Annotated in this window: 1 protein-coding gene; it reads right to left on the reverse strand. The window is 38.6% G+C overall.

The window, feature by feature from the left end; translation table 11 throughout:
* On the reverse strand, window positions 1-719 hold a 719-nt coding region (locus tag HMPREF2794_RS15740; protein WP_070751864.1), incomplete at its 3' end, for a class I SAM-dependent methyltransferase.
* Window positions 720-730 lie beyond the last annotated feature (11 nt).

Below are 730 nucleotides of genomic sequence, written 5' to 3' on the forward strand. Positions count from 1 at the left end.
GCCGATACAATCAGCATCATGGGACGGCGCATTTCATCCTGCATCCCCGGAATATCCATCATGTTTTCCGGCGGCTGTGGCTCCACAATCTGATTTATTATAAAACCATTTGAAAGCAGCGTATTTAGATATGTGGTCAGTGTTCTATGATATTTTGTAACCTTTTCTCCCAAAAATACAGCTGTCCGTTTGCCCTCATAATAATAATTATCCACTGGAAAATGCAGTATTTCTCCTTTTTCGTTATAATGCCAGTCTTGTGTTCCATAGGCAGTAAAAACAGGATGTTCAACCGTAAAAACTAGCTTACCACCAGACTTCAGTATTCTATATATCTTTTTTACTAAAATCTCATAATCTGCTACATAGTGAAACGCAAGTGAACTTAATATTACATCAAAACTCTCCTCTGGGAATTCCACATCTTCTATAGCACAGCATTTATATTCAACCTGTGGAAAATGTGTTTTTTCTTTGGCTACCTCGAGCATTTTATGAGAAATATCAACACCTACAACAGAAGAAGCACCGTGTTCCATCGCATAAATACAGTGCCATCCATAGCCGCATCCTAAATCAAGCACACGCTTATCTTTAAAATCCGGCAGCAGCTTTCTCAATGTTTCCCATTCTCCTGCACCGGCTAGTCCCTGCTGTGAGCGACTCATTTGACTGTATTTTTGAAAAAATATATTATCATCATATTTGTTTTCTTTCATCTGAATTCCCC

The organism is Bacteroides sp. HMSC067B03 (assembly GCF_001811315.1).
In the GTDB taxonomy this organism is placed as follows: Bacteria; Bacteroidota; Bacteroidia; order Bacteroidales; family Bacteroidaceae; genus Bacteroides; species Bacteroides faecis.